Origin of the sequence: Sphingobium sp. LSP13-1-1.1, from assembly GCF_040676415.1 — a bacterium.
Lineage (GTDB): Bacteria > Pseudomonadota > Alphaproteobacteria > Sphingomonadales > Sphingomonadaceae > Sphingobium.
On sequence record NZ_JBEGHU010000012.1, the window covers coordinates 572,669 to 594,493 of the forward strand.

Consider the following 21,825-nt stretch of genomic DNA (forward strand, 5'->3'; position numbering starts at 1 on the left):
TCTCTCACGTACACGCGCGAGTCTGAAAGCTGTTTTGTCCCCCCGTCAACCCGCCGCGATGCAGCAGGCATCCGAACATGCGGCATAACGCTCGCGCTCAGGACAGGCTGACCTTTCCCCCCGCATGCCGCTCCAGCCGCGCTGCAAGCTCCAGTTCCAGCAGCACCGTCTGCACGACCGCGGGGCCAAGGCCTGACAAGCGGATCAGTTCGTCCACCGGCACGGGCGCCGGACCCAGCAGCGCGACGATCGACGCCCGCTCCCGATCAGCCACGTCGCCCGACGGCGGCTCGCCCGAAAAATCGCTTCCCGGCTGGCGAACCATGCGCGGATCGATGGCGCCGATCGCCTCGATCACGTCGGCGGCGCTCTGGATCAGCACCGCGCCCTCCCGAATCAGCTGGTTGCATCCCTGGGCGCGGGGATCGATCGGGGAACCGGGCACGGCCATGACCTCCCGCCCCGCCTCGCCCGCCAGCCGCGCCGTGATCAGCGAGCCGGACCTGGGCGCCGCCTCGACGACAACGGTGCCCCTCGCCAGCCCGGCGATGATCCTGTTGCGCGCCGGAAACTGCCGCGCCAGGGGCTGCGTGCCCGGCGGATGCTCGGTGACCAGCAATCCTTCCTCCGCCAACCGCTCCTGCAATTCCGCATTTTCAGGCGGAAAGGCGATGTCGATGCCGCAGGCGATGACAGCGATCGTGCCGCTTTCCAGCGCGCCCTGATGCGCGGCGGTGTCAATTCCCCGCGCCAGCCCCGAAACCACCACTGCGCCCCGCTGCCCCAGTTCCTGCGCCAGCGTTCGGGCGAAACGGCATGCCGCGGCGGAGGCATTGCGCGCGCCCACCATCGCCACGCATTCGCGCCCCGCCAGCGACACATGCCCGCGCACGATCAGCGCCGGCGGCGCGCCTTCCATCTGGTCCAGCAGGAAGGGATAATCGGCATCACCGATGATGAGATAGCGCGCGCCAGCCGCCCGGCTGCGCGCAATTTCCTGTTCGACGATCTGCGCGTCGATGATGCTCGCCTTGCCCCCGCCCCGGGCCGCCATGTCCGGCACGGCGCGCAAGGCCTCTCCCGCCGTGCCGAAGCGCGCCATCAACTGGCGGAATGTCACGGGGCCGATGCGCGGCGAACGGATCAGGCGCAGGCGGTTGAACCGCTCCTGCTCGCTCATTCCCCGGCCGCAGCCTTTTTCGAAGCACCGACCTTCGGCTCCGTCCCCCTGGCAAGCCGCGCGATATTCGCCCGGTGCCGCCATAGCACGATCAGCGCGAGCGCCAGCGCGACGGGGACCAGGTCGATCCGGCCAAGGCACCACATGGCGACGGGCGCGCTCACCGCCGCCGACATGCCGCCGACGGAGGACCATTTCGTCCCGAACAACGCCCCCAGCCACACGACCGCGAAGACGATTCCCGCCGGCCAGTACAGCGCCGTCACCACGCCCATCATCGTCGCCACGCCCTTGCCACCGGCAAAACGGAGCCAGACCGGATAGCAATGGCCGATAAAGGCCATGGCGCCCGCCATCGGCCCACCGCCCTCGATCAGCGCCGAACCGATCAGCACCGCCGCCGCGCCCTTCAGCAGGTCGAGCAGCAGCGTCGCCGCCGCCAGCCCCTTGCGTCCCGTCCGCAGCACATTGGTCGCGCCGATATTCCCCGACCCGATCTTGCGCAGGTCGCCCGCGCCGGTGACGCGCGTCAGCAGCAGGCCGAAGGGGATGGAACCCAGCAGATAACCGATCAGCAGGACGAATGCGGGAAGTAGCCAGGGAGGAGTCATGATCTCGCCATTATGGTTGCGGCGCGACCATAGCGTTCCCGGCGCGACGGGCAACCCTTGGAGGGGCGCCTTGCACACACCGGAACCCGGCCTGGGCAGCCGCCCGATGAAAGGCCGCCAGCTGACAGGCCAGCCGTTGACAGGCCGCCCGTTGACAGGAATGCCGGACGTCGCGACATATCGGGCATAATGACCGTCGCACCCCATGCACCCCTGCTGTTCTTCGATTCCGGCGTCGGCGGGCTTTCCATCCTTGGCCCGGCACGCGCTGCACTGCCCAACGCGCCGGTCGTCTATGCGGCCGACAGTGCAGGCTTCCCCTATGGAACCAAGAGCGAGGCGGAAATCGCCGCCCGCGTTCCCGCCCTGCTGGGCCGGCTGGTGGAACGATACCGCCCGCGACTGGCCGTCATCGCCTGCAACACCGCCTCCACCATCGCGCTGCCGGCGGTGCGCGCGGCGCTCGACATTCCCGTCGTCGGCACGGTGCCGGCGATCAAGCCCGCCGCCCTGCTGTCCCAAAGCCGCGTCTTCGGCGTGCTTGGCACGGACGCCACGGTGCGCCAGCCCTATGTCGACCGGCTCGCGGCCGAACATGGCGCCGATTGCACGGTCCTGCGTCATGGGTCGGCCGCGCTGGTCCAGCTCGCCGAGGCGAAATTGCGCGGCGAACCGCTCGATCCCGCCATAGCGCGCGACGCGCTGGCCGGCCTGCTCGATCAGCCCGGCGGCGACAGGATGGACATAGTGGTCCTCGCCTGCACGCATTTTCCGCTGGTAGAGGCCGAACTGGCCACCGCATCGCCGCGCCCGCTCCGCTTCGTGCATGGGGGAGAGGGCATTGCGCGCCGTATCGCCTATCTGACAGTGGGGCAGGAATGGCCGTCCGCCCCGTCCCCCGGAACAGCGCTGTTCACGCGGCTGGACCAGGGCGTCGAACCTCTGCGCGCCGCGCTTGCCAGCTATGGGCTGCAGCGGATGGAGGGCCTTTGAAACGGGTGGACCTTTGGTCCAATCGCAAGCCTTTCTATCAGTGTGATAGGTAATTCTCCCTAAGGCTGCGAACGTTTATCACTGGTAATAGGCGGACACAGCAGGTAAATGCCCCTCGAAAGAGGGGAAGCGGGAATAGGGACTGGGCTTTCAGGTGAACTACAAGCACATCTTCACGCAGGCGATCGACCGGCTGCATAGCGAAGGCCGTTATCGCGTTTTCATCGACATCCTGCGCAACAAGGGCGCCTTCCCCAACGCCCGCTGCTTCCACGGCCATAATGGGCCAAAGCCCATCACCGTCTGGTGTTCCAACGACTATCTCGCCATGGGCCAGCACCCCAAGGTCGTCGCCGCGATGGAAGAGGCGCTGCACGATGTCGGCGCAGGCTCCGGCGGCACCCGCAATATCGGCGGCAACACCCATTATCATGTGGATCTGGAGGCGGAACTGGCCGACCTGCACGGCAAGGAAGGCGCGCTGCTGTTCACTTCGGGCTATGTCTCGAATGAAGCGACGCTCTCTACCCTCGCCCGGATCCTGCCCGGCTGCATCATCTTCTCCGACGAACTGAACCACGCCTCGATGATCGCGGGCATCCGCAATTCGGGCTGCGAAAAGCGCGTCTTCCGCCACAATGACGTCGACCATCTGCGCGAACTTCTCGCCGCCGAAGATCCCGACGTGCCCAAGCTGATTGCCTTTGAAAGCGTCTATTCGATGGACGGCGACGTCGCCCCGATAGCGGCGATCTGCGACCTGGCGGACGAATTCAACGCGCTCACCTATCTGGACGAGGTTCATGCAGTCGGCATGTACGGCCCGCGCGGCGGCGGCATTTCGGAACGCGATGATGTCGCACATCGTCTGACCATCATCGAAGGCACGCTGGGCAAGGCGTTCGGCGTCATGGGCGGCTATATCGCCGCCGACCAGATGATCGTGGACGTGATCCGCAGCTATGCGCCGGGCTTCATCTTCACCACCTCCCTCTCCCCGGTACTCGTGGCCGGCGTGCTGGCCAGCGTGCGCCACCTCAAGCAGTCGAGCGAGGAACGCGAAGGCCAGCAGGCGTCCGCCGCGACCCTGAAGCGCCTGATGGCCGAAGCCGGCCTGCCGGTCATGCCATCGGTGACGCACATCGTCCCGCTGATGGTGGGCGATCCGGTCAAGGCGAAGCGGATCAGCGACATTTTGCTCGCGGAATATGGCGCCTATGTGCAGCCGATCAATTACCCCACCGTGCCGCGCGGCACGGAACGCCTGCGCTTCACGCCGGGACCGGCGCACAGCGAAGCGATGATGCGCGAACTGGTCGATGCCCTGGTGGAAATCTGGGATCGTCTGGAACTGGAATTCAGGAAGGCGGCCTGAACGGTCGCCTTCCAAGATTCACAGCCGGATCAACCCGCCCCTGACCGCATAGCCCCGATACAGGCTCCGGCTATGCGGAAAGCCGCCCAGGTCCGCCGCCACTCTTCCGATCGCCTGCCCCAGTCCCGCCCGCGGCGACACATGGAATCGGGCGAGCCATCCGAACAGGGCGCGCCTCCAGAAGCCCGGCAGATCATCCTGTTGCCCGAAATCGACAAATTCCAGCCTGCCGCCCGGCGCCACGCACCCTGCGGCCTGCCGCAAAGCGCTTTCCCAATCCGGTATCATCGACAGCGCATAGCTGATGAACACCCGCTCGAACCGCTCCCGCCCGAACAGCGCCCCTGCATCGAAAGCGCAGGCATCGCCCTGCGCCAGCACGACGCGATCCGCCAGCCCCGCCTTCATCACGGCCTTCCGCGCCGTCTTCAGCATCGCTTCGGATATGTCGACCCCGTAAAGCCGCGCTTCCGGCCAGGCCTTGCCCACGGCGATCAGGTTGCGCCCGGTGCCGCAACCAATCTCCAGCACCGCCCCACCGGCCGGCGGGGTCAGATCGGCAATCAGACCATCGCGCCCCAGCAGGTAGAATTTGCGGGAAAGGTCATAAATATGCCGCTGGCGCCGATAGACGCTGTCCATCAGCCCCCCATGCCCGCCCGTCATCACGCGTCGCCCAGCACATAAAGGTGGACGCCGCCATAGATGGCCGAACGATCCCGCGCCGTATAGTCGCGTGATTCCCCGGCCCGATAGACCCAGCGGGCCAGCAACGCCTCATCGACCCGGCCCGGCAGGATGCTCGGCTCGCCCGCCGTCCGGAACAGCACCCGCGCACCGGGCCTGGCCGTCCGCGTGATCTGCGCCCAGAGCGCATTCAACTGCGCATCATCCATCCAGTCCTGCGCGTCGAGCAGGATGTAGCGATCCGCCGACCCTGCCTGCTGCGACGCCAGGAAGTCGGTGAAATTCCCATGCCGGACGTCCACCCGCCCGGCGCGCTCCACCACGGCTGCATGGTTTGCCGCCTGCAAATAGGGCGGCAAGGGGCCAGTCCCGCCGGCATAACCGCGTCCAAAGGCCTGCACCGCAAAATAATTGTCCTTGAGGTCGAAACCGCAGGCCAGCTTCTCCAGCCGCGCCTTCAGCACGCTGTCCATCCGCTCGTCCCCGGCCAGCGCCTCATATTGCGCGGGCGGGATGCCAAGGCCGAAGAGCGAAGCAGGCTGGCTCGTCAGCCACCGCATGAACGCGCTTTCGAACACCGGCGCCAGTTCGGTTTCGAAGATCGCCCGCTGCTCCTCGCGCGACTTCGCGTCCAGCATCCGGCGCGGATCGACGCCATGCAACCGCGCCAGCAGATGTGCCGCACCGATGAAGCGCCCGAGCAGCCCATGCCGGTAGATCCCCCGCGCAAAGCCGCCGATCCGCCGCCGCCCGATGAAATCCCGCCCTTCCCAGTAGCGCCGCGTCGCATCGTCCAGCACAGGCGTGACGAAGGCGCGATAAGCCGCCACATTCTCCTTGCTGTCCGCCCTGGCGAAGAAGCGATGGAACGCCTCATGGTCGGGCAGCGCCTGCGCCGCCGCCAGCTTCAACCGGTTGAGCGCGATATGCGCGGTGTTAAGGTCGACCGCGGTGATCCTCGCGGGATTGGCCGTCAGATAGCTCAGGACATTGCATCCGCCCGAAGCGATGGTGACGACATGGCTGTCCGGCCCGATCGCCAGCGCTTCCATGTCGACCTGCGGATCTTCCCAGATCTGCGCGTAGACAAGGCCCCGGAAGGCGAAGGTGAAGGCCCGCTCCAACAACCCCTGCCTTGACAGATGCCGATGCCGGTGCACCGCGCGTATAACATTCTGGTGAGCCGTAGATGCCATGTGCCGCGCCTCCTCGCCATCGGTCGTCCTGGCGCGCTTACGGCAATGGCATGTCGTCCCCGTGACGATCCGGTTACGACAATATGAAGCCCTTGCGGAACCAAGCGGCGCGTTCCACCTTCTTCCTCAGCAATGCCTCACTGGATCGAACCACACCCCACCGGCATCTATGTCCGCCCCGCGGATGCCTGGATCGATCCTTCCGTCCCGCAGGAACGCGCACTCGTCACCCATGGCCATGCCGATCATGCGCGCGGCGGGCACGGCCATGTCTGGGCGACGCGGGAAACCCTGGCGATCATGGCCCTGCGCTACGGCACCGCATCGGGCACGGCGGTCTCCTATGGCGAAGAGATCCGCATGAACGGGGTCACGATCAGCTATGTGCCCGCCGGCCATGTGCTGGGTTCGGCGCAGATCCTGTTGTCCCATGCGGGCGAACGCGTCGTCGTCACCGGCGATTACAAGCGCCGCCCCGATCCCACCTGCAAGGCGTTCGAACCCGTGCCCTGCGACATCTTCGTCACCGAAGCGACATTCGGCCTTCCCGTCTTCCGCCATCCCGATACGGGCAGCGAGGTCGACCGGCTGCTTGCGGCCCTGCACGCCAATCCGGAACGCTGCATCCTGGTCGGCGCATATGCCCTTGGCAAGGCGCAGCGCCTGATCTGCGAACTGCGCGCCAGGGGGCATCACGACCCGATCCACATCCATGGCGCGCTGGAGCGGATGTGCGCCCTTTACGAACAGTTCGGCGTCCCCCTGGGCGATCTCCGCCCGGCAACCGGCCTCCCCGCCGGAGAAATGCGCGGCCGCATCATCCTGTCACCACCCTCCGCCCTCAATGACCGCTGGAGCCGCCGCCTGCCCGACCCCATCACCGCCATGGCGTCAGGCTGGATGCGCGTCCGCCAGCGCGCCCGGCAGCGCAATGTGGAATTGCCGCTGGTGATTTCCGACCATGCCGACTGGGACGAGTTGACCGACACCATCCGCGAAGTCGCCCCCGCAGAAACCTGGATCACCCATGGCCGGGAGGAAGCCCTGCTCCATTGGTGCATGACCCACCAGATGCGCGCCCGCGCCCTCGCGCTGGTCGGCCGCGAAGATGAGGATGAGGGGTGATGCGCCTGGCGATCTCCTCCTCTGGACTGCCCCCTTCGACGCCATCGCCAATCTTCCAGAGAAAGGTGCGCGGCTGGTGAGATGAGACAATTTTCCCAACTCCTCGACGGCCTCGTCTACACCCGCTCCCGCAACGGCAAGCTGAACCTGATCGCCAGCTATATGCGCAACGCCCCCGACCCGGACCGTGGCTGGGCGCTCGCCGCCCTCACCGGCAATCTGGACCTGAAGACCGTCAAGGCCTCTACCATAGCGGAAATGACCCGCGCCCGCGTCGATCCGGTGCTGTTCGACATGAGCCGCGACTATGTCGGCGACCTCGCCGAAACCGTGGCCCTCCTCTGGCCCAAGGCGCAGGACCAGCCGCAGGAGGTGGATGACGGCTCCCTCACCCTTTCCGCCATGGTCGACCGCCTCCACGCCACCAGCCGGGCGGCCGCGCCCGCGACATTGGCGAAGATGATGGACCATCTCGACGCCCCGGGCCGCTTCGCCCTCCTCAAACTGGCGACCGGGGGCCTGCGCGTAGGCATTTCGGCCCGCCTCGCCAAGACCGGCTTCGCCCAGGCCTTTGGCCTGGATGTCGACGATGTGGAAGAATGCTGGCACGCCCTGGCGCCACCCTATGCCGAACTGTTCGCCTGGGCGGAGGGCCGCTCCGATCGCCCCGACCCCGCCGGCACGCCCTTCTTCCGGCCCTTCATGCTCGCCCACCCGCTGGAGGTGGAGAGCGTCGACCTCTCCGACTATGCCGCCGAATGGAAGTGGGACGGCATTCGCGTCCAGATCGTCGGCACGGGCGGGCAGACGCGCCTCTACAGCCGCGCAGGCGACGACATCACGGGCAGTTTCCCCGACATAGCCGAAGCCTTCCACCATCACGCGGTCCTCGATGGCGAACTGCTCGTCAAAGGCGAATTTCAGGGTGGCGAGGCCGCCAGCTTCAACGCGCTCCAGCAACGCCTGGGCCGCAAGGCCGTCACGACGAAGATGATGGAGGACTATCCCGCCTTCGTCCGTCTCTACGACATATTGCTCGACGCCGACGAAGACCTGCGCGCCCTTCCTTGGGCTCAGCGCCGCGCAAGGCTCGAAACCATCGTCCCCCGGCTGCCCCCCCACCGCTTCGACATCTCCGTCCTCATAGAAGCGCAGGATTTCCTCCAGCTAGCCGACATCCGCGCAGGCGCCCGCGACGCCGCCATCGAAGGCGTGATGCTCAAACGCCGCGACAGCCCCTATGTCGCCGGGCGGAAGGCCGCGCTCTGGTATAAATGGAAACGCGATCCCCTGACCGCCGATTGCGTGATGATGTATGCCCAGCGCGGCCACGGTAAACGTTCATCCTTCTATTCGGACTATACCTTTGGCTGCTGGACGGAGGATGGCGAACTGCTGCCGGTTGGGAAGGCCTATAGCGGCTTCACCGACGAGGAGCTGAAATGGCTCGACCGCTTCGTGCGCACCAACACGACAAACCGCTTCGGCCCGGTGCGCGAGGTGGAGAAATCGCTGGTGCTGGAGGTCGCCTTCGACAGCATCCATGAGAGCAAACGCCACAAATCGGGCCTGGCGATGCGCTTCCCCCGCATCGCCCGGATCAGGCGGGACAAGCCTGCAGCGGAAGCGGATACCGTGGCGGGATTGAAGCGGCTGGTAAGCTGACGCCCCATATCCTTCTCACTCGACGGGAGAAGGATTGAAGCCTTGCTGAGCGAAGCGAAGTCAGGCGCAGTTGGATGAAAGCGACCAATTGCGGACCTCGGTGAGATGCGCCATCACATAGTCCATCCTGTTCATGCCTTCCGCAAAGGACGAGATAGACAATGACGCTCTACGATGCCTTCGTGCCGGGTTGCCTTCAACTGTTGAAGTCGGTCCTGGGACTGCTTGAAAAAGCGGAAGCCTATTGCAATGAGCAGGGGCTCCCGGCTGGGCAATTGATCCATGCGAGGCTTGCCCCTGACATGTTCGACTTTGCCTATCAGGTAAAAAGCTGCACGGTCCATTCAATCGGCGCGATCCATGGCGTCCAGCATGGGAATTTTTCGCCGGATACTACGCCGCCGCCCGACAGCTTCGACGGCCTAAAGGCCAGGGTCGGCGAAGCGATGAAGGCGCTTGAGGCGCTCAGCGTCGCCGACTTGGACAAGTTGAGCGACAAACCGATGACATTCACGATCGGGGACAAGCTGCTCTGGAATTTCATAGGAAGGGACTTCTTCATGAGCTTTTCCCAACCCAATTTCTATTTTCACGTGACCACAGCCTATGACATTCTTCGCATGAGCGGCGTCCCGATTGGCAAGCGTGACTATCTGGGGAGCGTTCGTAAGCTCCCATAGTCGAACAGCGACTTTCCCACCCAACTCCGTCATTCCCTTAAACATCTCAACGCCATAAACTCCCCTCAAAAGGAGAGTCCCCATGCCCTACACCGGAAGCTGCCACTGCGGCGCAGTCACCTTCACCGTCGCCGCCGACGCGCCCAGCGAAGCCATGACCTGCAACTGCTCCCATTGCAGCCGCAAAGGCTTCGTGCTGACCTTCGTACCCGCCGACCAGTTCACCCTCGACAGCGGCGCGGACAAGCTCACCGACTATCAATTCTACAAGCACAACATCACCCATCAATTCTGCGCCACCTGCGGCACGCAGCCCTTCGCGCTCGGCAAGTCGCCCGATGGCCCGATGCGCGCCATCAACCTGCGCTGCGTGCCGGACGTCGATATCGACGCGCTCAAAATCAAAAAAGTCGACGGCGCCAGCTTCTGAACAGACTGACTTTGCGCTGTCACGCACAGCCCCTATATGGGCGCTTTCGCGCGTCAGGCGCGGCACAGCTATGGAGCAGTTGAATTGAGCAAGGTTCTGGTCATTGGCGCGGGCGGCGTCGGGTCTGTCGCGGTTCACAAGATGGCGATGAACCCTGATATCTTCAGCCACATCACGCTCGCCAGCCGCCGCATCGTCTCTTGCGAAAAGGTCGCCGAATCGGTCAAGGCCCGCACCGGCGTCACCATCGACGTGGCGCAGGTCGACGCTGATAATGTCGAGGAAACCATTGCCCTTATCGAGAAGGTGCAGCCCAGGCTGGTCGTCAACCTCGCTTTGCCCTATCAGGACCTGGCGATCATGGACGCCTGCCTCGCGACCAAGACCGACTATCTCGACACCGCCAACTACGAACCGCGCGACACGCCCAAGTTCGAATATAGCTGGCAATGGGCCTATCAGGAGCGTTTCAAGGAAGCCGGCATCACGGCCCTGCTGGGTTCGGGCTTCGACCCCGGCGTGACCAGCGTCTTTGCGTCCTACATCAAGAAGCATCTGCTCGACCGGATCGACACGCTCGACATTCTCGACTGCAATGGCGGCGACCACGGCCAGCATTTCGCCACCAACTTCAATCCGGAAATCAACATCCGCGAAGTCACCGCGCCGTCGCGCCACTGGGAGGGCGGCAAATGGGTCGAAGGCCCGGCGCTCAAGCACAAGCAGGTCTTCGACTTCGATCAGGTCGGCGAAAAGAACATGTACCTCATGTATCATGAGGAACTGGAAAGCCTCGCCAAACACTATCCCGAAATCAAGCGCATCCGCTTCTGGATGACCTTTGGCGACGCCTATCTGAAGCATCTGGAAGTGCTCCAGAATGTCGGCATGACCCGCATCGATCCCGTGATGTACAACGGTCAGGAGATCATCCCGCTCCAGTTCCTGAAGGCCGTTCTGCCCGAGCCGTCCAGCCTGGGTCCGACCACAAAGGGCAAGACGAACATCGGCGACATCGCCACCGGCTTGAAGGACGGAAGCCAGAAGACGGTCTATGTCTACAATGTCTGCGACCATGAGGACGCCTATGCCGAAACCGGCAACCAGGCGGTCAGCTACACCACCGGCGTCCCGGCGATGATCGGTGCCGCGCTGATGCTCACCGGCGCGTGGAAGGCCCCGCAATCCGAAGGTGGCGGCGTGTTCAACATCGAACAGTTCGATCCCGATCCCTTCATGGACATGCTGAACGCGCACGGCCTGCCCTGGCAGGTGAAGGAGCTGGCCGCGCCGTTGGACTTTTAAATCAACATGCTCCTGCGAAGGCAGGAGCCCAGTCCCGCCGTCTGAACTGGGTTCCTGCCTGCGCAGGAACACGGCATCGAATGGAACGTAGATGGAAACCAAAGCCGGCGATCCCGCCGCCTTCACCCATTTCGACCTGCACCGCGTCCCTTCGCCCGCCTTCGTGGTGGACGAGGCTGCGGTGCGCCGCAACCTCTCGGTCCTGCGCGACATTCGCGACCGCGCGGGGATCAGGGTGCTGGGCGCGCTCAAGGCCTTTTCCATGTGGTCGCTTGGGCCGGTGATCGGCGAGTATCTCGACGGCGTCTGCGCCTCCGGCATTTATGAAGCGCGCCTGGGCCGGGAAGAATATCGCGGCGAAGTCGCCACTTACTGCGCTGCCTACAAACCCGAAGATCTGGCCGAAATCCTCCGCATTTCGGACCATGTCATCTTCAACAGCCCCGGCCAGATCGCACGCCTGCGCCCGATCATCGACGATGCTCGAATGAACGGTGTGAACTTCGACATCGGCCTGCGCCTCAACCCCCTCCATGCCGAGGGCGAGGTGCCCAAATATGACCCGTCCCAACCCCATAGCCGCCTCGGCTTTCCCATCGACCAACTGCGCGCCGAACATCTGGTGGGCGTCGACGGGCTTCATGTCCACAATCTGTGCGAGCAGGATTTCCTGCCGCTCCAACGTACCTGGGCCGCGATCGAATCGCGCATCATGCCTCATGTCGGCGGCCTCAAATGGCTGAACTTCGGCGGCGGGCACCATGTGACGCGCGCCGATTACCAGATCGACGAACTGATCGCCTTCCTCCAGGCGACAAAGGCCCGAACAGGCCTTGAACTCTATATCGAGCCTGGCGAGGCGATGGCGCTGGACGCGGGCATATTGGTCGGTGAAATCCTCGACGTGATCGACAACGGCATGCCCGTCGCGATCACGGACATCTCCGCCACCTGCCACATGCCCGACGTGATCGAGGCGCCCTACCGCCCGGCCATGCTGCATGAGCAATCCGATGGGCCCGTCACGCGACTCGGCGGTCCATCCTGCCTCGCCGGGGACATCATCGGCGACTATCGCGTCCCCGGCGGCGCGACTCCGGGACGACGGATCGCCTTCCTCGATCAGGCCCATTATTCCATGGTAAAGACCAACACATTCAATGGCGTGCCGTTGCCCGCCATCTGGCTCTGGAACTCCGAAACCGACGAACTCAGGCAAATCCGGCAGTTTTCCTACCAGGATTTCAAGTCCCGTCTCTCCTGACGCACATCTCATAGCCGCCAGCGCAACAAATTTTACACACGCGCTTTACAGCGGGACCCCTGCCGCATATATCGCCCTTCCGCTGCCCCATGGGACTTCCACCGCAAGGCAGCTTCTTTGCCAACGACTACACTGGAGGTCCCTTGAGTTGCACAAGCATCATAGCGCGCTGGGGGTAGCGACCGCCCTCAAACCGGCAGCACCGGTAACGCTGATTCGTCCCCAGGCTGCGGCCCGGGCCGCCCGCTTCTTCTCTGAGAAGTTTCCGGGACGCTCGCTCTATGCGGTCAAGGCGAATCCGTCTCCCGATCTGATCCGCACTCTCTTCGCTTCGGGCATCACGCATTTCGACGTGGCGTCCATCGCGGAGGTGCGCCTGGTGGCGGAGACGCTGCAAGGCGAAGGCAAGCTGTGCTTCATGCACCCGGTGAAGGCAGAGGAAGCGATTGCGGAGGCATACCACGTCCATGGCGTGCGCACCTTCTCGCTCGACACGCTGGACGAGCTGGCGAAGATCATGCGCGCCACGAACGATGCGACCGATCTTGAGCTGTGCGTGCGGCTGCGCGTTTCTTCCGAACATTCCGAACTCAGCCTTGCGTCGAAATTCGGCGCCGAGCTGGGCGAGACCCGCGAACTGCTGCTGGCGACGCGTCAGGCGGCCGATGCGCTGGGCATCTGCTTCCATGTCGGCAGCCAGGCGATGAGCCCGCAGGCCTATAGCGACGCCATAGAGCGCGTGCGCGCCGCCATTGTCGATGCGGCGGTCACGGTCGACATCATCGATGTCGGCGGCGGCTTCCCGTCCATCTATCCGGGCATGGAACCGGTCGCGCTCGAAAATTATTTCGACGCGATCCACCGCGGGTTCGAAAGCCTGCCGATCAGCTATTCGGCCGAACTGTGGTGCGAACCGGGCCGCGCCCTGTCCGCCGAATACAGCTCGGTCGTCGTGCGCGTCGAACGGCGTCGGGGCAACGAACTCTATATCAATGACGGTGCCTATGGCGCCTTGTTCGACGCGGCCCATATCGGCTGGCGCTTCCCGGTGGCCTTGCTGCGTGGAGAAGAGAGCGAGGCGGAGTTGACCGGCTTCTCCTTCTATGGCCCCACCTGCGACGATATGGACCATATGGTCGGCCCCTTCATGCTGCCGGACGACGTGCAGGCGGGCGATTATATAGAGATCGGCATGCTCGGCGCCTATGGCGCTGCGATGCGCACCGGCTTCAACGGCTTCACGTCGGAAGCGGTCGTCGAAGTGGAGGATGAGCCGATGGCCAGCCTCTATGTCGATGCGGTTCCGGCCCGTCGTCGCGCAACTGTCATCAAGCTCGGGTAGAGGCGAAGGCCTCCCCCTAAAGGAGAGGATGCAAGGCCCCTCGCCGCACTCCCCCGCGGCGAGGGGCTAATGCTTTCAGCGCCGGAAGATGCCGACCAGCTCCACATGAGTGGACCAGCGGAACTGCCCCACCGGACGCACTCTTTCCAGTCGGTAGCCGCCCGCAACCAGATGCGCCGCATCCCGCGCGAAACTGGCAGGATTGCAAGAGATATAGGCGATGACCGGCACGCGCGACGCGGCAAGCTGCATCACCTGTTCCCTGGCGCCAGCGCGCGGCGGATCGATGACGACCCCGGCAAAGCGGTCGATCTCCGCAGTCGTCAACGGCCGCCTGAACAGATCGCGATGATCGGCCACCATCCGGCGCTGCGCGCGATTTGCCGCCGATTTGAGGGAGAGGACAAGATCACGCGCAGCCTCCGCCGCATAGACCGGGCGCCCGTCCCCCAATGCCAGGGCGAATGTGCCAAGGCCGCAGAAGAGGTCGGCAATGGCCCCCTCCGCCGGCATGGCTGCCCCCGCTTCCTGCGCAAGCGCAGCCTCACCATCAGGTGTTGCCTGAAGAAAGGCGAAAGGCGGAAAGGCGACCGGCACGCCGCCAAAGCTGACCGTGACCGAATCCGGCTCCCATCGGGTCTGCGGCCCGTCCCCCTCATCGATGGTCACGCGAGCGAGTCGATGGTTCTGCGCAAAGGCCAGAAGCGCCTCATCGGCGGCAAGCCCTTCAATCCGCACGCCTTCCAGCAAAAGGTCGACGCCCTGATCGGTCAGCGACATCCGCACATGTGCGGCCTGCTTTTCCGGCAGGATGACTGCACACAGATTCCTCAGCGGCCCCGTCAGCGCGAACAGGCGGGGATCGAGGACTTCACACATCGTGAGGTCGATCAGCCTGTGGCTGCCCGATTCAGCAAAGCCTATGACGACCTTGCGCCCCTGTCTGCTCGCCCGCAGCGATGCGCGGCGGCGAACCTTCGGCGGGGAGATATGCGGCGGCAGGAGCAGGTCGGCTGTCACGCCCTGTCCCGCCAGGGCTCCCGTAACGCGCGCGGTCACGAACTCCGCGTAGCTTGCATCGTCAATATGCTGCAACTCGCATCCGCCGCAGGCCGGAAAGTGTACGCATGGCGCGTCGACATGATGCGGGCCCCGCAGCATGCGGCCATCCTCCGCTATCCGGTCGCCCGGCGCAGCAAGCGGAACATGGCGGCCATGGGCGGTCACGCCATCGCCCTTGGCGGCGACGCGGACGACGATTTCGGTATCAGGATCGGTCACAGGCGGGATGCGATAGCCGCTGGCAGTTCCACAAGCAAATCGTCCGCGATGAAGGCCGCTCCCGCCCGTCTTGCGGCCTCACCATGCAGCCACAGCGCTTCGCACGCCGCCCGGAATCCGTCTCCCGTGACGGCGAGCCGAGCGGCGACCAGTCCCGCCAGGACGTCTCCCGTCCCCGCCGTCGATAGCCAGGAGGAACCCGGTGGCGAAAGAACGGCGCGACCGTCGGGCGCTGCGATGACACTATCGCTGCCCTTGTAGATCAACGTGGAGCGCGCCCGCTTCGCCGCCGCCAACGCGCGCTCCACCTTGCTGCCCGGCAAGTCGCCGAACAGGCGGACAAATTCCCCCTCATGGGGTGTCAGGATCGAATTCGGCGGGATGGCGTCCAACCCCGGTTCCGCGAGCAGGACCAATGCGTCGGCATCCAGAATGAGGGGATGCCCAGCGGCAAGAGCTGCCTTCAACCGATCGGCAGCCACGCTCCCGCGCCCCAGCCCCGGCCCTGCCAGGACGGCCCTGAACCGGCCGTCATCCAGAGCATTCGCCACATCGTCCGCCTCACGGGTATGCTGTGTGATGATGGCGGCCGGACCGCCATGGGCCACTTCCTGAACCAAGTGACGGACCATGCCCGCCCCTGCGCGCGCAGCCGCCTCGCTCGCGAGCAGTCCTGCGCCGGCCATTTCGCCGCCGACAATTGCCACCAGCCCACGGCTATATTTATGCGCGGCAGCCCCCGGCGGATCCAGTTGCGGCCGCGCCAGCCGGTGCATCTTCGCACCGGAGACGTCGATGCCGATGTCAGCGCAGACCAGCCGCCGCCAGCATCCGGCCGCCGGCTGCAACAGATGCGCGGGCTTGAACGCACCCAGTGCGATACAGACCCCCATGACGGGTACATGGGACAGAAGTGCGCCGCCATCCGTCTCCACCCCGCTCGGCAGGTCCACGGCATAGCTGAAGCTCGCCTGTTCGGTGAGGGCGCGCAATGTCCCCGCAACCTTCGCGTCCAATCCACGCGACAGGCCTGTCCCGAACAATGCGTCCACGATCTGCGTCGCCGGCGCGGCATCAAGCAAGGCTTCAACGGGACCACCCCATGCCGTACGCGCCTTCATGCCCGATTCCGTCCGGCTTTCGTCAAGAGCAGCGACGCGCACCGGCACGCCACGCGCCCGAAGGAGTCGCGCGATCACGAACCCGTCGCCACCATTATTGCCGGGACCGCAGAGAACCAGCAGATCGCGTTTTCCACCTGCACGCCAGATAATCTCTGCAGTTGCGGCCCCTGCGCGCTCCATCAGCGTATATTCGGGGACGCCGGCGGCGATGACGGCCTGTTCCGCCTGCCGCATCTCGGCTGCCGTCAGGATCGCATGGCTCTGCATCAACTCTTCCTTTCGGAAAGGCGCGCTGGAAGGCGATAGCGATCCTGTCCGACGCTCAACTCGATCATGCCCTTGCCGACGACCACAATCGCGGCCTGCTCGGCTCCATCCGCGGGCACGACCCCGCGCCCGTCATGGACTATCTGGAAGCGCCGGAAGCCGCCATCCACGTGACGCACGGTCAGCAGATCGCGATCCTGTTCGACCAGGCAATCCTCTGTCCACCCTACGCCTGGACCGATTGCGCAGGAAATCCTTTCCTGTCCTTCGCCAGCCTGTTCCCCAGCCCCTGAACGACGGCCGCATCCGGCCAGCGCCAGGCACAGGAAGAAACTGCCAACTAGGACGCCGGGCCTTGTCATTCCTGCGCGCCGGCCATCAGGCCAAACGCCTGCGGCATTCCAGGACCACGGGCCCCAATATGCCGGCAAATCGCCTTTGCCCCTCAGCATCGCCGACCAGATCCTGTCGCATTTCTATCCCCAGATAGGGAATGCCGTTCCCCTCCGCATGGCGGTTCATCGTGGCATTCAGCACCTTGCCCGAATAGGGCAACTGATCCCCTACCTTCAGACCCGCCTCCTCCAGCATGGGAATGGCGATCCGCGCTGCCCTGCCGTCCTGGTTATAGAGGACGCCGATATCCCAGGGGCGCTTCTGGCTCGGATCGCTGGCAAGGCCGGGCGTGAAACTGTGGACCGACAGGATGAACGGCGAAGCCATGCCGTCGAGCAGCCGCGCCACATGATGGTGATAGGGATGATGGAAGCGTATCATCCGTTCGGCCAGGTCGGCATGACGGTTTCCCGGAATGACGTGGCCGTCGCTCATGACGGGCAGCAGGCCGGGCGCATCCTCTTCCCGATTAAGGTCGATGACGAGGCGCGAAACGCCACCCAGCACCGCCTTGCAGCCCAATTCCCTCGCCAGCAGCGCGCTGACCTCCGCCACGCCGATGTCGATCGCGATATGATCTCTCAGCAAGGCGGCATCAATTCCCAGATCGATGTCCGTTGGGACGTGAGCCGACGCATGATCAGCAATGATCAGGATGTTGAGGTCGCCGCCGTCGATCTGTGTGAAGGCCTCGCTCATGCCGCCCTGATCCTTGTCTCCGCAATCCACCATCCGCTTTGAGCGGCACGCAGGGCGGTCGCCGCCTCCGCCATCCGCCGATCCGTATCGAACAGGGCAAAACATGTCGCGCCCGATCCGGACATCCGGGCAAGGCGCAATCCGGCGCAGGCACCCAGCGCCGCCAGCACATCCGCGATGACCGGCTCCATGGCAATGGCGGGCTGCTCCAGATCATTGCGTCCCTCGCTCACAAGCTGCTCCAGCCCCATTGCCTCAAGCGGTCCTCGATCACGCTGATCCCAGCGACCGAAGACCTGCGCGGTCGACAGGGCGACGCCGGGATTGACGAGCAGGATCGGCATCGCGGAGAGGTTTTCGACGGCTTGCGGTTGCAATATCTCGCCCCTTCCGCGCACCATTTGCGGGATGCTGCCGATACATGCTGGTACATCCGACCCAAGGGACAAGGCGATGCGCTCCAGGACCTCCGGCGGCATGGGAGCGTTCCAGAGCCGCGTCAGCAACCGCAGTGTAGCCGCGGCATCGGCCGAACCTCCGCCAATTCCCGATGCGACGGGCAGAATCTTGGTCAATTTCAGATCAGCGCCAAGATCTTCCCCCAGATGCGCCTGCAACGCGCGGGCGGCGCGGATCACCAGATTATCCGGGCCGGCATCCAGCAGCGATCCAAAGGGCCCGTCTATTTCAAGGCTGACTTGACCATCGGCGCGTATGCGGCCGGTCAGCCGGTCACCCAATTCGGTGAAGACGAACAGGCTTTCCAGCGCATGATAACCGTCTGCCCGTTTCCCGCGGACATGCAGCGCCAGATTGATCTTGGCAAATGCGGTTTCAACCAGTTCGCCGGCCTCAAACGGGCAGCCGGCAAAATTCTCCGCTTCAGCGTGCGGCATATTCGGGCTTCATCCCCTCTCTCGTCTTGGCAGCCAGGCGCCGCGCCGTCTCTCCCTCAGCGAAGATGGCTGCCGCGCGCCAGGCATAGCGGGCCTCATATCGGCGTCCCGCGGCCCAAAGCGCATCACCCAGATGTTCGTTGATGGTAGCGTCCGACGGCGCTCCGGCCGCTGCCCGCTCCAGAACTGGCACCGCGGCATCGATGTCACCCGTCACGAACTGCGCCCAGCCCAGGGAATCAGTGATCGATGCATCCTCCGGCTTCAGCGCGCTCGCTTTCTTCAGCAGCGCCAGCGCCGCGTCCATATTCTGCCGCCGCTCGATCTGCGCATAGCCCAGATAGTTGAGCACAGCGGGTTCATCGGGCGCCAATCTCGCGGCCCGCTCCAGCACGGCACGCGCCTCGTCCCAGCGCGCGCCCTGTTCCAGCGCGCTACCTTCGAACAACAGCAGCGTCCAGGGAACGGCGTCGTTCGAATAGCCGGCCTGCGCCGTGCGGAAGGCCTCTGCGGCCGCCCGGTAGTCCTTTTCCTGCATCAGCAACTGACCCAACCGAACGTGGCGCTCCGGCTCCGCATGGGGCACGGCCGCCAGTTTGCGAGCAAGCGCTATCGCCTCCGGCCGCTGGCCCGCCGCCGCCAACGCCTCGACCAGTTCAGCCTGGGCCAGCGCACCATACCAGCCGGCACCGGGAACCATCCGGGCTTCCTCGACGGCATAGGCCACATAGCCGCCGCGGCTCAGCAGATCTGCGGCGACGATGCGCGGCGCAGCCCCGTTGGGATCGGCAAAGGCGGCGATTCGCGCAAGCCTGATCCCCAGCGACCCCGTACTGCCATCCGAGGATATATCGGCAGCTAACCGGGCAAGCAGCCGGGCAAAACCCTGCCCCGCCGTCAGCGCCCTGCCATAGGGCGAGAGAGCCCTGCCGCTGGCGATGTCGTCGCGCGCCCGCGTGAAATTGGCCTGGGTTTCAGGCAGAAGCGCAAGCGCCTCCGCCTTCGCGCCTCGCGCCGCCAACTGCCCGGCGAAAAGCAGCCGCATTTCGTCCGTGTCCGCAGTCCGAAGCGCGAGGGCCCGATTGATCGCCGGCTGGGCGGCCTGAAGATCGCCCCTGCCCAGGGCCTGCAGCGCCAGATGCTCGCCCAGATAACGCCTTGCCAGCGAAGCGAAGCGGTCATCAGGATCGATGACAGGCGCGGCATAACGCCCTTCCCCCACCGAAATCCAACTGCGCATGATCGGCGCGAGAAAGGCGAAATTGCCCTCCGCAACCATATGGTCGACCAACAGACGGGCGCCTGGCCAATCCTTGCGGTTCAGCGCGTCCGCAATCCGAAGCAGGGTGCCGTCGCGAGGGAGAATGCCCTCGCTCTCTAGCACGGCGGCGGAACGCAGCGCCAGCGCCATGTCGCCGCTTATCACCGCCTGGAAATAGGAGCGCCTTGCGACCTCCAGGCTGGCCGGGTCACTGGCCAGCGCCTGCCGATAGCTCTTGAGCGCAAGGCCGGGAGCACCGTCCTCATCGGCCAGCCGCCCCCGCATATAGGCATGCAATGCGCTGCCGGGATCCACCGATGCACCCGCCGCGGCGGGCAGCACCAGCATCATCGAAGCAAACAGACGCCTACATATTCGGATAGTTCGGCCCTCCACCGCCCTCTGGCACGACCCAGTTGATGTTCTGGGTCGGATCCTTGATATCGCAGGTCTTGCAGTGAACGCAATTCTGCGCGTTGATCTGGAAGCGCGGATTACCCTCGTCCACCCCGACCACTTCATAGACGCCCGCGGGACAATAGCGTTGCGCCGGTTCGTCATAAAGGGGCAGGTTGTAGGAAATCGGAATCGCCGGATCCTTGAGCTGCAGATGAACCGGCTGATCCTCCTCATGATTGGTGTTCGACAGGAACACCGACGACAGCCGGTCGAAGCTGATCACCCCATCGGGCTTGGGATAGTCGATCTTCATCGACGCGTCCTTGCGCCAAAGCTTCTCGGCATCGGGCTTGTGCTTCATCGTAAAGGGCAGGCCGATCTTCAGCGTACGCATCCACATGTCGATGCCCGCCAGCGCGGTACCGATGGTGTTGCCGAACTTCGACAGCAAAGGCTCCGCGTTCTTCACCAGTTGCAGCTCGGTCGCGATCCAGCTCGACCGAAGATTCGCCTCATAATCGTCCAGCACGTCGCTCGACCGCTCACCCTGAATAGCAGCGAACGCCGCTTCGGCCGCCAGCATGCCCGACTTCATCGCTGTGTGCGTGCCCTTGATGCGAGGGACGTTGACGAAGCCTGCCGAACAACCGATCAGCGCGCCGCCCGGGAAGGCGAGCTTGGGAATAGACTGCCAACCGCCCTCGTTGATCGCCCGCGCGCCATAGGAAACGCGACGGCCGCCCTCCAGATATTTGCGGATTTCCGGATGCTGCTTCCAGCGCTGGAATTCCTCGAAGGGATACAGATAGGGGTTGCGATAGCCAAGGCCCACCACAAAGCCGAGCGCCACCTGCCCATTGGCCTGATGATAGAGGAAGCCCCCCCCATAGGCGTCGGTCAGCGGCCATCCCTGCGTATGGATCACCAGGCCTGGCTTGTGCTTGGCGGGGTCGATGTCCCACAATTCCTTCATTCCCAGGCCATAGACCTGCGGCTCGCTGTCGGCGTCGAGCGCGAACTGGCGCTTCAGGATCTTGGTGAGATGGCCACGTGCGCCTTCCGCAAAGAAGGTGTAGCGCGCATGCAATTCCAACCCAGGCTGATAGTCGGGCTTGCGGTTGCCCTCCCGGTCAACGCCCATGTCGCCGGTCGCCACGCCTTTGACTGACCCGTCCTCATTGTAGAGGATTTCCGCGGCCGCGAAGCCGGGGAAGATTTCAACGCCCAGCCCCTCGGCCTGTTCGGCCAGCCAACGGCAGAGATTGCCCAGAGATCCGGTATAGGTGCCCTTGTTGTGCATCCAGCCCGGCGTCATGATGTGCGGCATACTGACCTTGCCGCCCTTGCTGAGGAACCAGTGCTGATTGTCCGTGACCGGCACCTCTGCCATCGGGCAGCCCATGTCGCGCCATTCAGGGAATAGTTCATCCAGCGCCTTGGGATCGACGACCGCGCCCGACAGGATATGGGCGCCGATTTCCGAGCCCTTTTCCAGCACGCATACCGACAGTTCCTGCCCCGCCTCGTTCGCGAGTTGCTTCAGCCTGATGGCCGAAGACAGGCCCGCCGGCCCGCCACCGACGATGACGATGTCATAGGACATCGAATCCCGTTCGCTCATATTCCCTCCATTCCGTCGACAGCGCCGG

At 64.6% G+C, this 21,825-nt stretch carries 20 protein-coding genes; 9 read left to right on the top strand and 11 right to left on the bottom strand.

Going from position 1 to position 21,825, the window contains the following annotated elements; genetic code table 11:
* Positions 1-97 precede the first annotated feature (97 nt).
* Positions 98-1,180 (bottom strand): DNA-processing protein DprA, encoded by a 1,083-nt coding sequence (dprA, locus tag MRBLSP13_RS10285; RefSeq protein WP_363754291.1) that lies wholly within the window; start codon positions 1,178-1,180, stop codon positions 98-100.
* Entirely contained in the window at positions 1,177-1,791 is a 615-nt protein-coding gene (gene plsY, locus MRBLSP13_RS10290; RefSeq protein ID WP_363754364.1) for a glycerol-3-phosphate 1-O-acyltransferase PlsY, read from the bottom strand. Before plsY ends, dprA begins: the two co-directional genes overlap by 4 nt.
* A gap of 189 nt (positions 1,792-1,980) precedes the next feature.
* On the opposite strand from plsY, the gene murI reads away from it, so the two are divergent.
* Both murI and hemA read left to right on the top strand, forming a co-directional pair.
* Entirely contained in the window at positions 1,981-2,784 is an 804-nt protein-coding gene (gene murI / locus MRBLSP13_RS10295; RefSeq protein ID WP_363754294.1) for a glutamate racemase, read from the top strand.
* Between the two features lie 154 nt (positions 2,785-2,938).
* Positions 2,939-4,159: a 5-aminolevulinate synthase gene (gene hemA, locus MRBLSP13_RS10300; protein WP_363734783.1), complete on the top strand. Its 1,221-nt coding sequence runs from the start codon at positions 2,939-2,941 to the stop codon at positions 4,157-4,159.
* Between the two features lie 18 nt (positions 4,160-4,177).
* Here hemA and MRBLSP13_RS10305 read toward each other — a convergent pair whose 3' ends face one another.
* Positions 4,178-4,825 carry a class I SAM-dependent methyltransferase gene (locus tag MRBLSP13_RS10305; protein ID WP_363754297.1) on the bottom strand — a complete coding sequence of 216 codons (648 nt, stop codon included), beginning with the start codon at positions 4,823-4,825 and terminating at the stop codon, positions 4,178-4,180.
* The gene (locus MRBLSP13_RS10310) at positions 4,825-6,042 is read right to left on the bottom strand and encodes a DUF3419 family protein (protein ID WP_363754300.1); all 1,218 of its coding nucleotides are present in this window, start codon (positions 6,040-6,042) and stop codon (positions 4,825-4,827) included. The genes MRBLSP13_RS10305 and MRBLSP13_RS10310 overlap by 1 nt, the downstream gene beginning before the upstream one ends.
* A gap of 132 nt (positions 6,043-6,174) precedes the next feature.
* On the opposite strand from MRBLSP13_RS10310, the gene MRBLSP13_RS10315 reads away from it, so the two are divergent.
* From MRBLSP13_RS10315 to MRBLSP13_RS10345, 7 genes are all read left to right on the top strand, one after another.
* Positions 6,175-7,167 carry a ligase-associated DNA damage response exonuclease gene (locus MRBLSP13_RS10315; RefSeq protein ID WP_363754303.1) on the top strand — a complete coding sequence of 331 codons (993 nt, stop codon included), beginning with the start codon at positions 6,175-6,177 and terminating at the stop codon, positions 7,165-7,167.
* Between the two features lie 81 nt (positions 7,168-7,248).
* The gene (locus tag MRBLSP13_RS10320) at positions 7,249-8,832 is read left to right on the top strand and encodes a cisplatin damage response ATP-dependent DNA ligase (protein ID WP_363754306.1); all 1,584 of its coding nucleotides are present in this window, start codon (positions 7,249-7,251) and stop codon (positions 8,830-8,832) included.
* 161 nt (positions 8,833-8,993) lie between these two features.
* A complete protein-coding gene (locus tag MRBLSP13_RS10325; protein ID WP_363754309.1) occupies positions 8,994-9,512 on the top strand; it encodes a DUF1993 domain-containing protein in 519 nt (172 codons plus the stop codon).
* A gap of 82 nt (positions 9,513-9,594) precedes the next feature.
* On the top strand, positions 9,595-9,942 hold the full coding sequence (locus MRBLSP13_RS10330) for a GFA family protein (RefSeq protein WP_363754311.1): 348 nt from the start codon (positions 9,595-9,597) through the stop codon (positions 9,940-9,942).
* Positions 9,943-10,026: 84 nt separating this feature from the next.
* Positions 10,027-11,247, top strand: coding sequence for a saccharopine dehydrogenase family protein (locus MRBLSP13_RS10335; protein ID WP_363734774.1), 1,221 nt, complete (start codon positions 10,027-10,029; stop codon positions 11,245-11,247).
* Positions 11,248-11,338: 91 nt separating this feature from the next.
* Positions 11,339-12,511 (top strand): carboxynorspermidine decarboxylase, encoded by a 1,173-nt coding sequence (locus MRBLSP13_RS10340; protein WP_363754313.1) that lies wholly within the window; start codon positions 11,339-11,341, stop codon positions 12,509-12,511.
* A 148-nt stretch (positions 12,512-12,659) separates the two neighbouring features.
* On the top strand, positions 12,660-13,853 hold the full coding sequence (locus MRBLSP13_RS10345) for a type III PLP-dependent enzyme (protein ID WP_363734772.1): 1,194 nt from the start codon (positions 12,660-12,662) through the stop codon (positions 13,851-13,853).
* A 75-nt stretch (positions 13,854-13,928) separates the two neighbouring features.
* Here MRBLSP13_RS10345 and MRBLSP13_RS10350 read toward each other — a convergent pair whose 3' ends face one another.
* From MRBLSP13_RS10350 to MRBLSP13_RS10380, 7 genes are read right to left on the bottom strand one after another with little or no spacing between them, the layout of a single operon-like run.
* A complete protein-coding gene (locus MRBLSP13_RS10350) occupies positions 13,929-15,134 on the bottom strand; it encodes a class I SAM-dependent RNA methyltransferase (protein WP_363734771.1) in 1,206 nt (401 codons plus the stop codon).
* Positions 15,131-16,525, bottom strand: coding sequence for an NAD(P)H-hydrate dehydratase (locus MRBLSP13_RS10355; protein ID WP_363754315.1), 1,395 nt, complete (start codon positions 16,523-16,525; stop codon positions 15,131-15,133). Before MRBLSP13_RS10355 ends, MRBLSP13_RS10350 begins: the two co-directional genes overlap by 4 nt.
* The gene (locus tag MRBLSP13_RS10360; protein ID WP_363734769.1) at positions 16,525-16,887 is read right to left on the bottom strand and encodes a hypothetical protein; all 363 of its coding nucleotides are present in this window, start codon (positions 16,885-16,887) and stop codon (positions 16,525-16,527) included. The genes MRBLSP13_RS10355 and MRBLSP13_RS10360 overlap by 1 nt, the downstream gene beginning before the upstream one ends.
* Positions 16,888-16,903: 16 nt before the next feature.
* Positions 16,904-17,620, bottom strand: coding sequence for an N-formylglutamate amidohydrolase (locus MRBLSP13_RS10365; RefSeq protein WP_363734768.1), 717 nt, complete (start codon positions 17,618-17,620; stop codon positions 16,904-16,906).
* A complete protein-coding gene (locus MRBLSP13_RS10370; protein ID WP_363754318.1) occupies positions 17,617-18,516 on the bottom strand; it encodes a 4-(cytidine 5'-diphospho)-2-C-methyl-D-erythritol kinase in 900 nt (299 codons plus the stop codon). The genes MRBLSP13_RS10365 and MRBLSP13_RS10370 overlap by 4 nt, the downstream gene beginning before the upstream one ends.
* Positions 18,503-20,125: a tetratricopeptide repeat protein gene (locus MRBLSP13_RS10375; RefSeq protein ID WP_363735377.1), complete on the bottom strand. Its 1,623-nt coding sequence runs from the start codon at positions 20,123-20,125 to the stop codon at positions 18,503-18,505. The genes MRBLSP13_RS10370 and MRBLSP13_RS10375 overlap by 14 nt, the downstream gene beginning before the upstream one ends.
* Before the next feature lie 19 nt (positions 20,126-20,144).
* Positions 20,145-21,797 (bottom strand): electron transfer flavoprotein-ubiquinone oxidoreductase, encoded by a 1,653-nt coding sequence (locus tag MRBLSP13_RS10380; RefSeq protein WP_363754320.1) that lies wholly within the window; start codon positions 21,795-21,797, stop codon positions 20,145-20,147.
* Between the last annotated feature and the right edge of the window lie 28 nt (positions 21,798-21,825).

What these genes read in the sequence shown, in the direction of transcription:
- dprA (WP_363754291.1), bottom strand. Translation starts at nt 1,180, where the DNA reads ATGAGCGAGCAGGAGCGGTTCAACCGCCTGCGCCTGATCCGTTCGCCG.
- plsY (WP_363754364.1), bottom strand. Translation starts at nt 1,791, where the DNA reads ATGACTCCTCCCTGGCTACTTCCCGCATTCGTCCTGCTGATCGGTTAT.
- murI (WP_363754294.1), top strand. Translation starts at nt 1,981, where the DNA reads ATGACCGTCGCACCCCATGCACCCCTGCTGTTCTTCGATTCCGGCGTC.
- MRBLSP13_RS10305 (WP_363754297.1), bottom strand. Translation starts at nt 4,825, where the DNA reads ATGACGGGCGGGCATGGGGGGCTGATGGACAGCGTCTATCGGCGCCAG.
- MRBLSP13_RS10310 (WP_363754300.1), bottom strand. Translation starts at nt 6,042, where the DNA reads ATGGCATCTACGGCTCACCAGAATGTTATACGCGCGGTGCACCGGCAT.
- MRBLSP13_RS10315 (WP_363754303.1), top strand. Translation starts at nt 6,175, where the DNA reads ATGCCTCACTGGATCGAACCACACCCCACCGGCATCTATGTCCGCCCC.
- MRBLSP13_RS10320 (WP_363754306.1), top strand. Translation starts at nt 7,249, where the DNA reads ATGAGACAATTTTCCCAACTCCTCGACGGCCTCGTCTACACCCGCTCC.
- MRBLSP13_RS10325 (WP_363754309.1), top strand. Translation starts at nt 8,994, where the DNA reads ATGACGCTCTACGATGCCTTCGTGCCGGGTTGCCTTCAACTGTTGAAG.
- MRBLSP13_RS10330 (WP_363754311.1), top strand. Translation starts at nt 9,595, where the DNA reads ATGCCCTACACCGGAAGCTGCCACTGCGGCGCAGTCACCTTCACCGTC.
- MRBLSP13_RS10340 (WP_363754313.1), top strand. Translation starts at nt 11,339, where the DNA reads ATGGAAACCAAAGCCGGCGATCCCGCCGCCTTCACCCATTTCGACCTG.
- MRBLSP13_RS10355 (WP_363754315.1), bottom strand. Translation starts at nt 16,525, where the DNA reads ATGCAGAGCCATGCGATCCTGACGGCAGCCGAGATGCGGCAGGCGGAA.
- MRBLSP13_RS10360 (WP_363734769.1), bottom strand. Translation starts at nt 16,887, where the DNA reads ATGACAAGGCCCGGCGTCCTAGTTGGCAGTTTCTTCCTGTGCCTGGCG.
- MRBLSP13_RS10365 (WP_363734768.1), bottom strand. Translation starts at nt 17,620, where the DNA reads ATGAGCGAGGCCTTCACACAGATCGACGGCGGCGACCTCAACATCCTG.
- MRBLSP13_RS10370 (WP_363754318.1), bottom strand. Translation starts at nt 18,516, where the DNA reads ATGCCGCACGCTGAAGCGGAGAATTTTGCCGGCTGCCCGTTTGAGGCC.
- MRBLSP13_RS10375 (WP_363735377.1), bottom strand. Translation starts at nt 20,125, where the DNA reads ATGCTGGTGCTGCCCGCCGCGGCGGGTGCATCGGTGGATCCCGGCAGC.
- MRBLSP13_RS10380 (WP_363754320.1), bottom strand. Translation starts at nt 21,797, where the DNA reads ATGAGCGAACGGGATTCGATGTCCTATGACATCGTCATCGTCGGTGGC.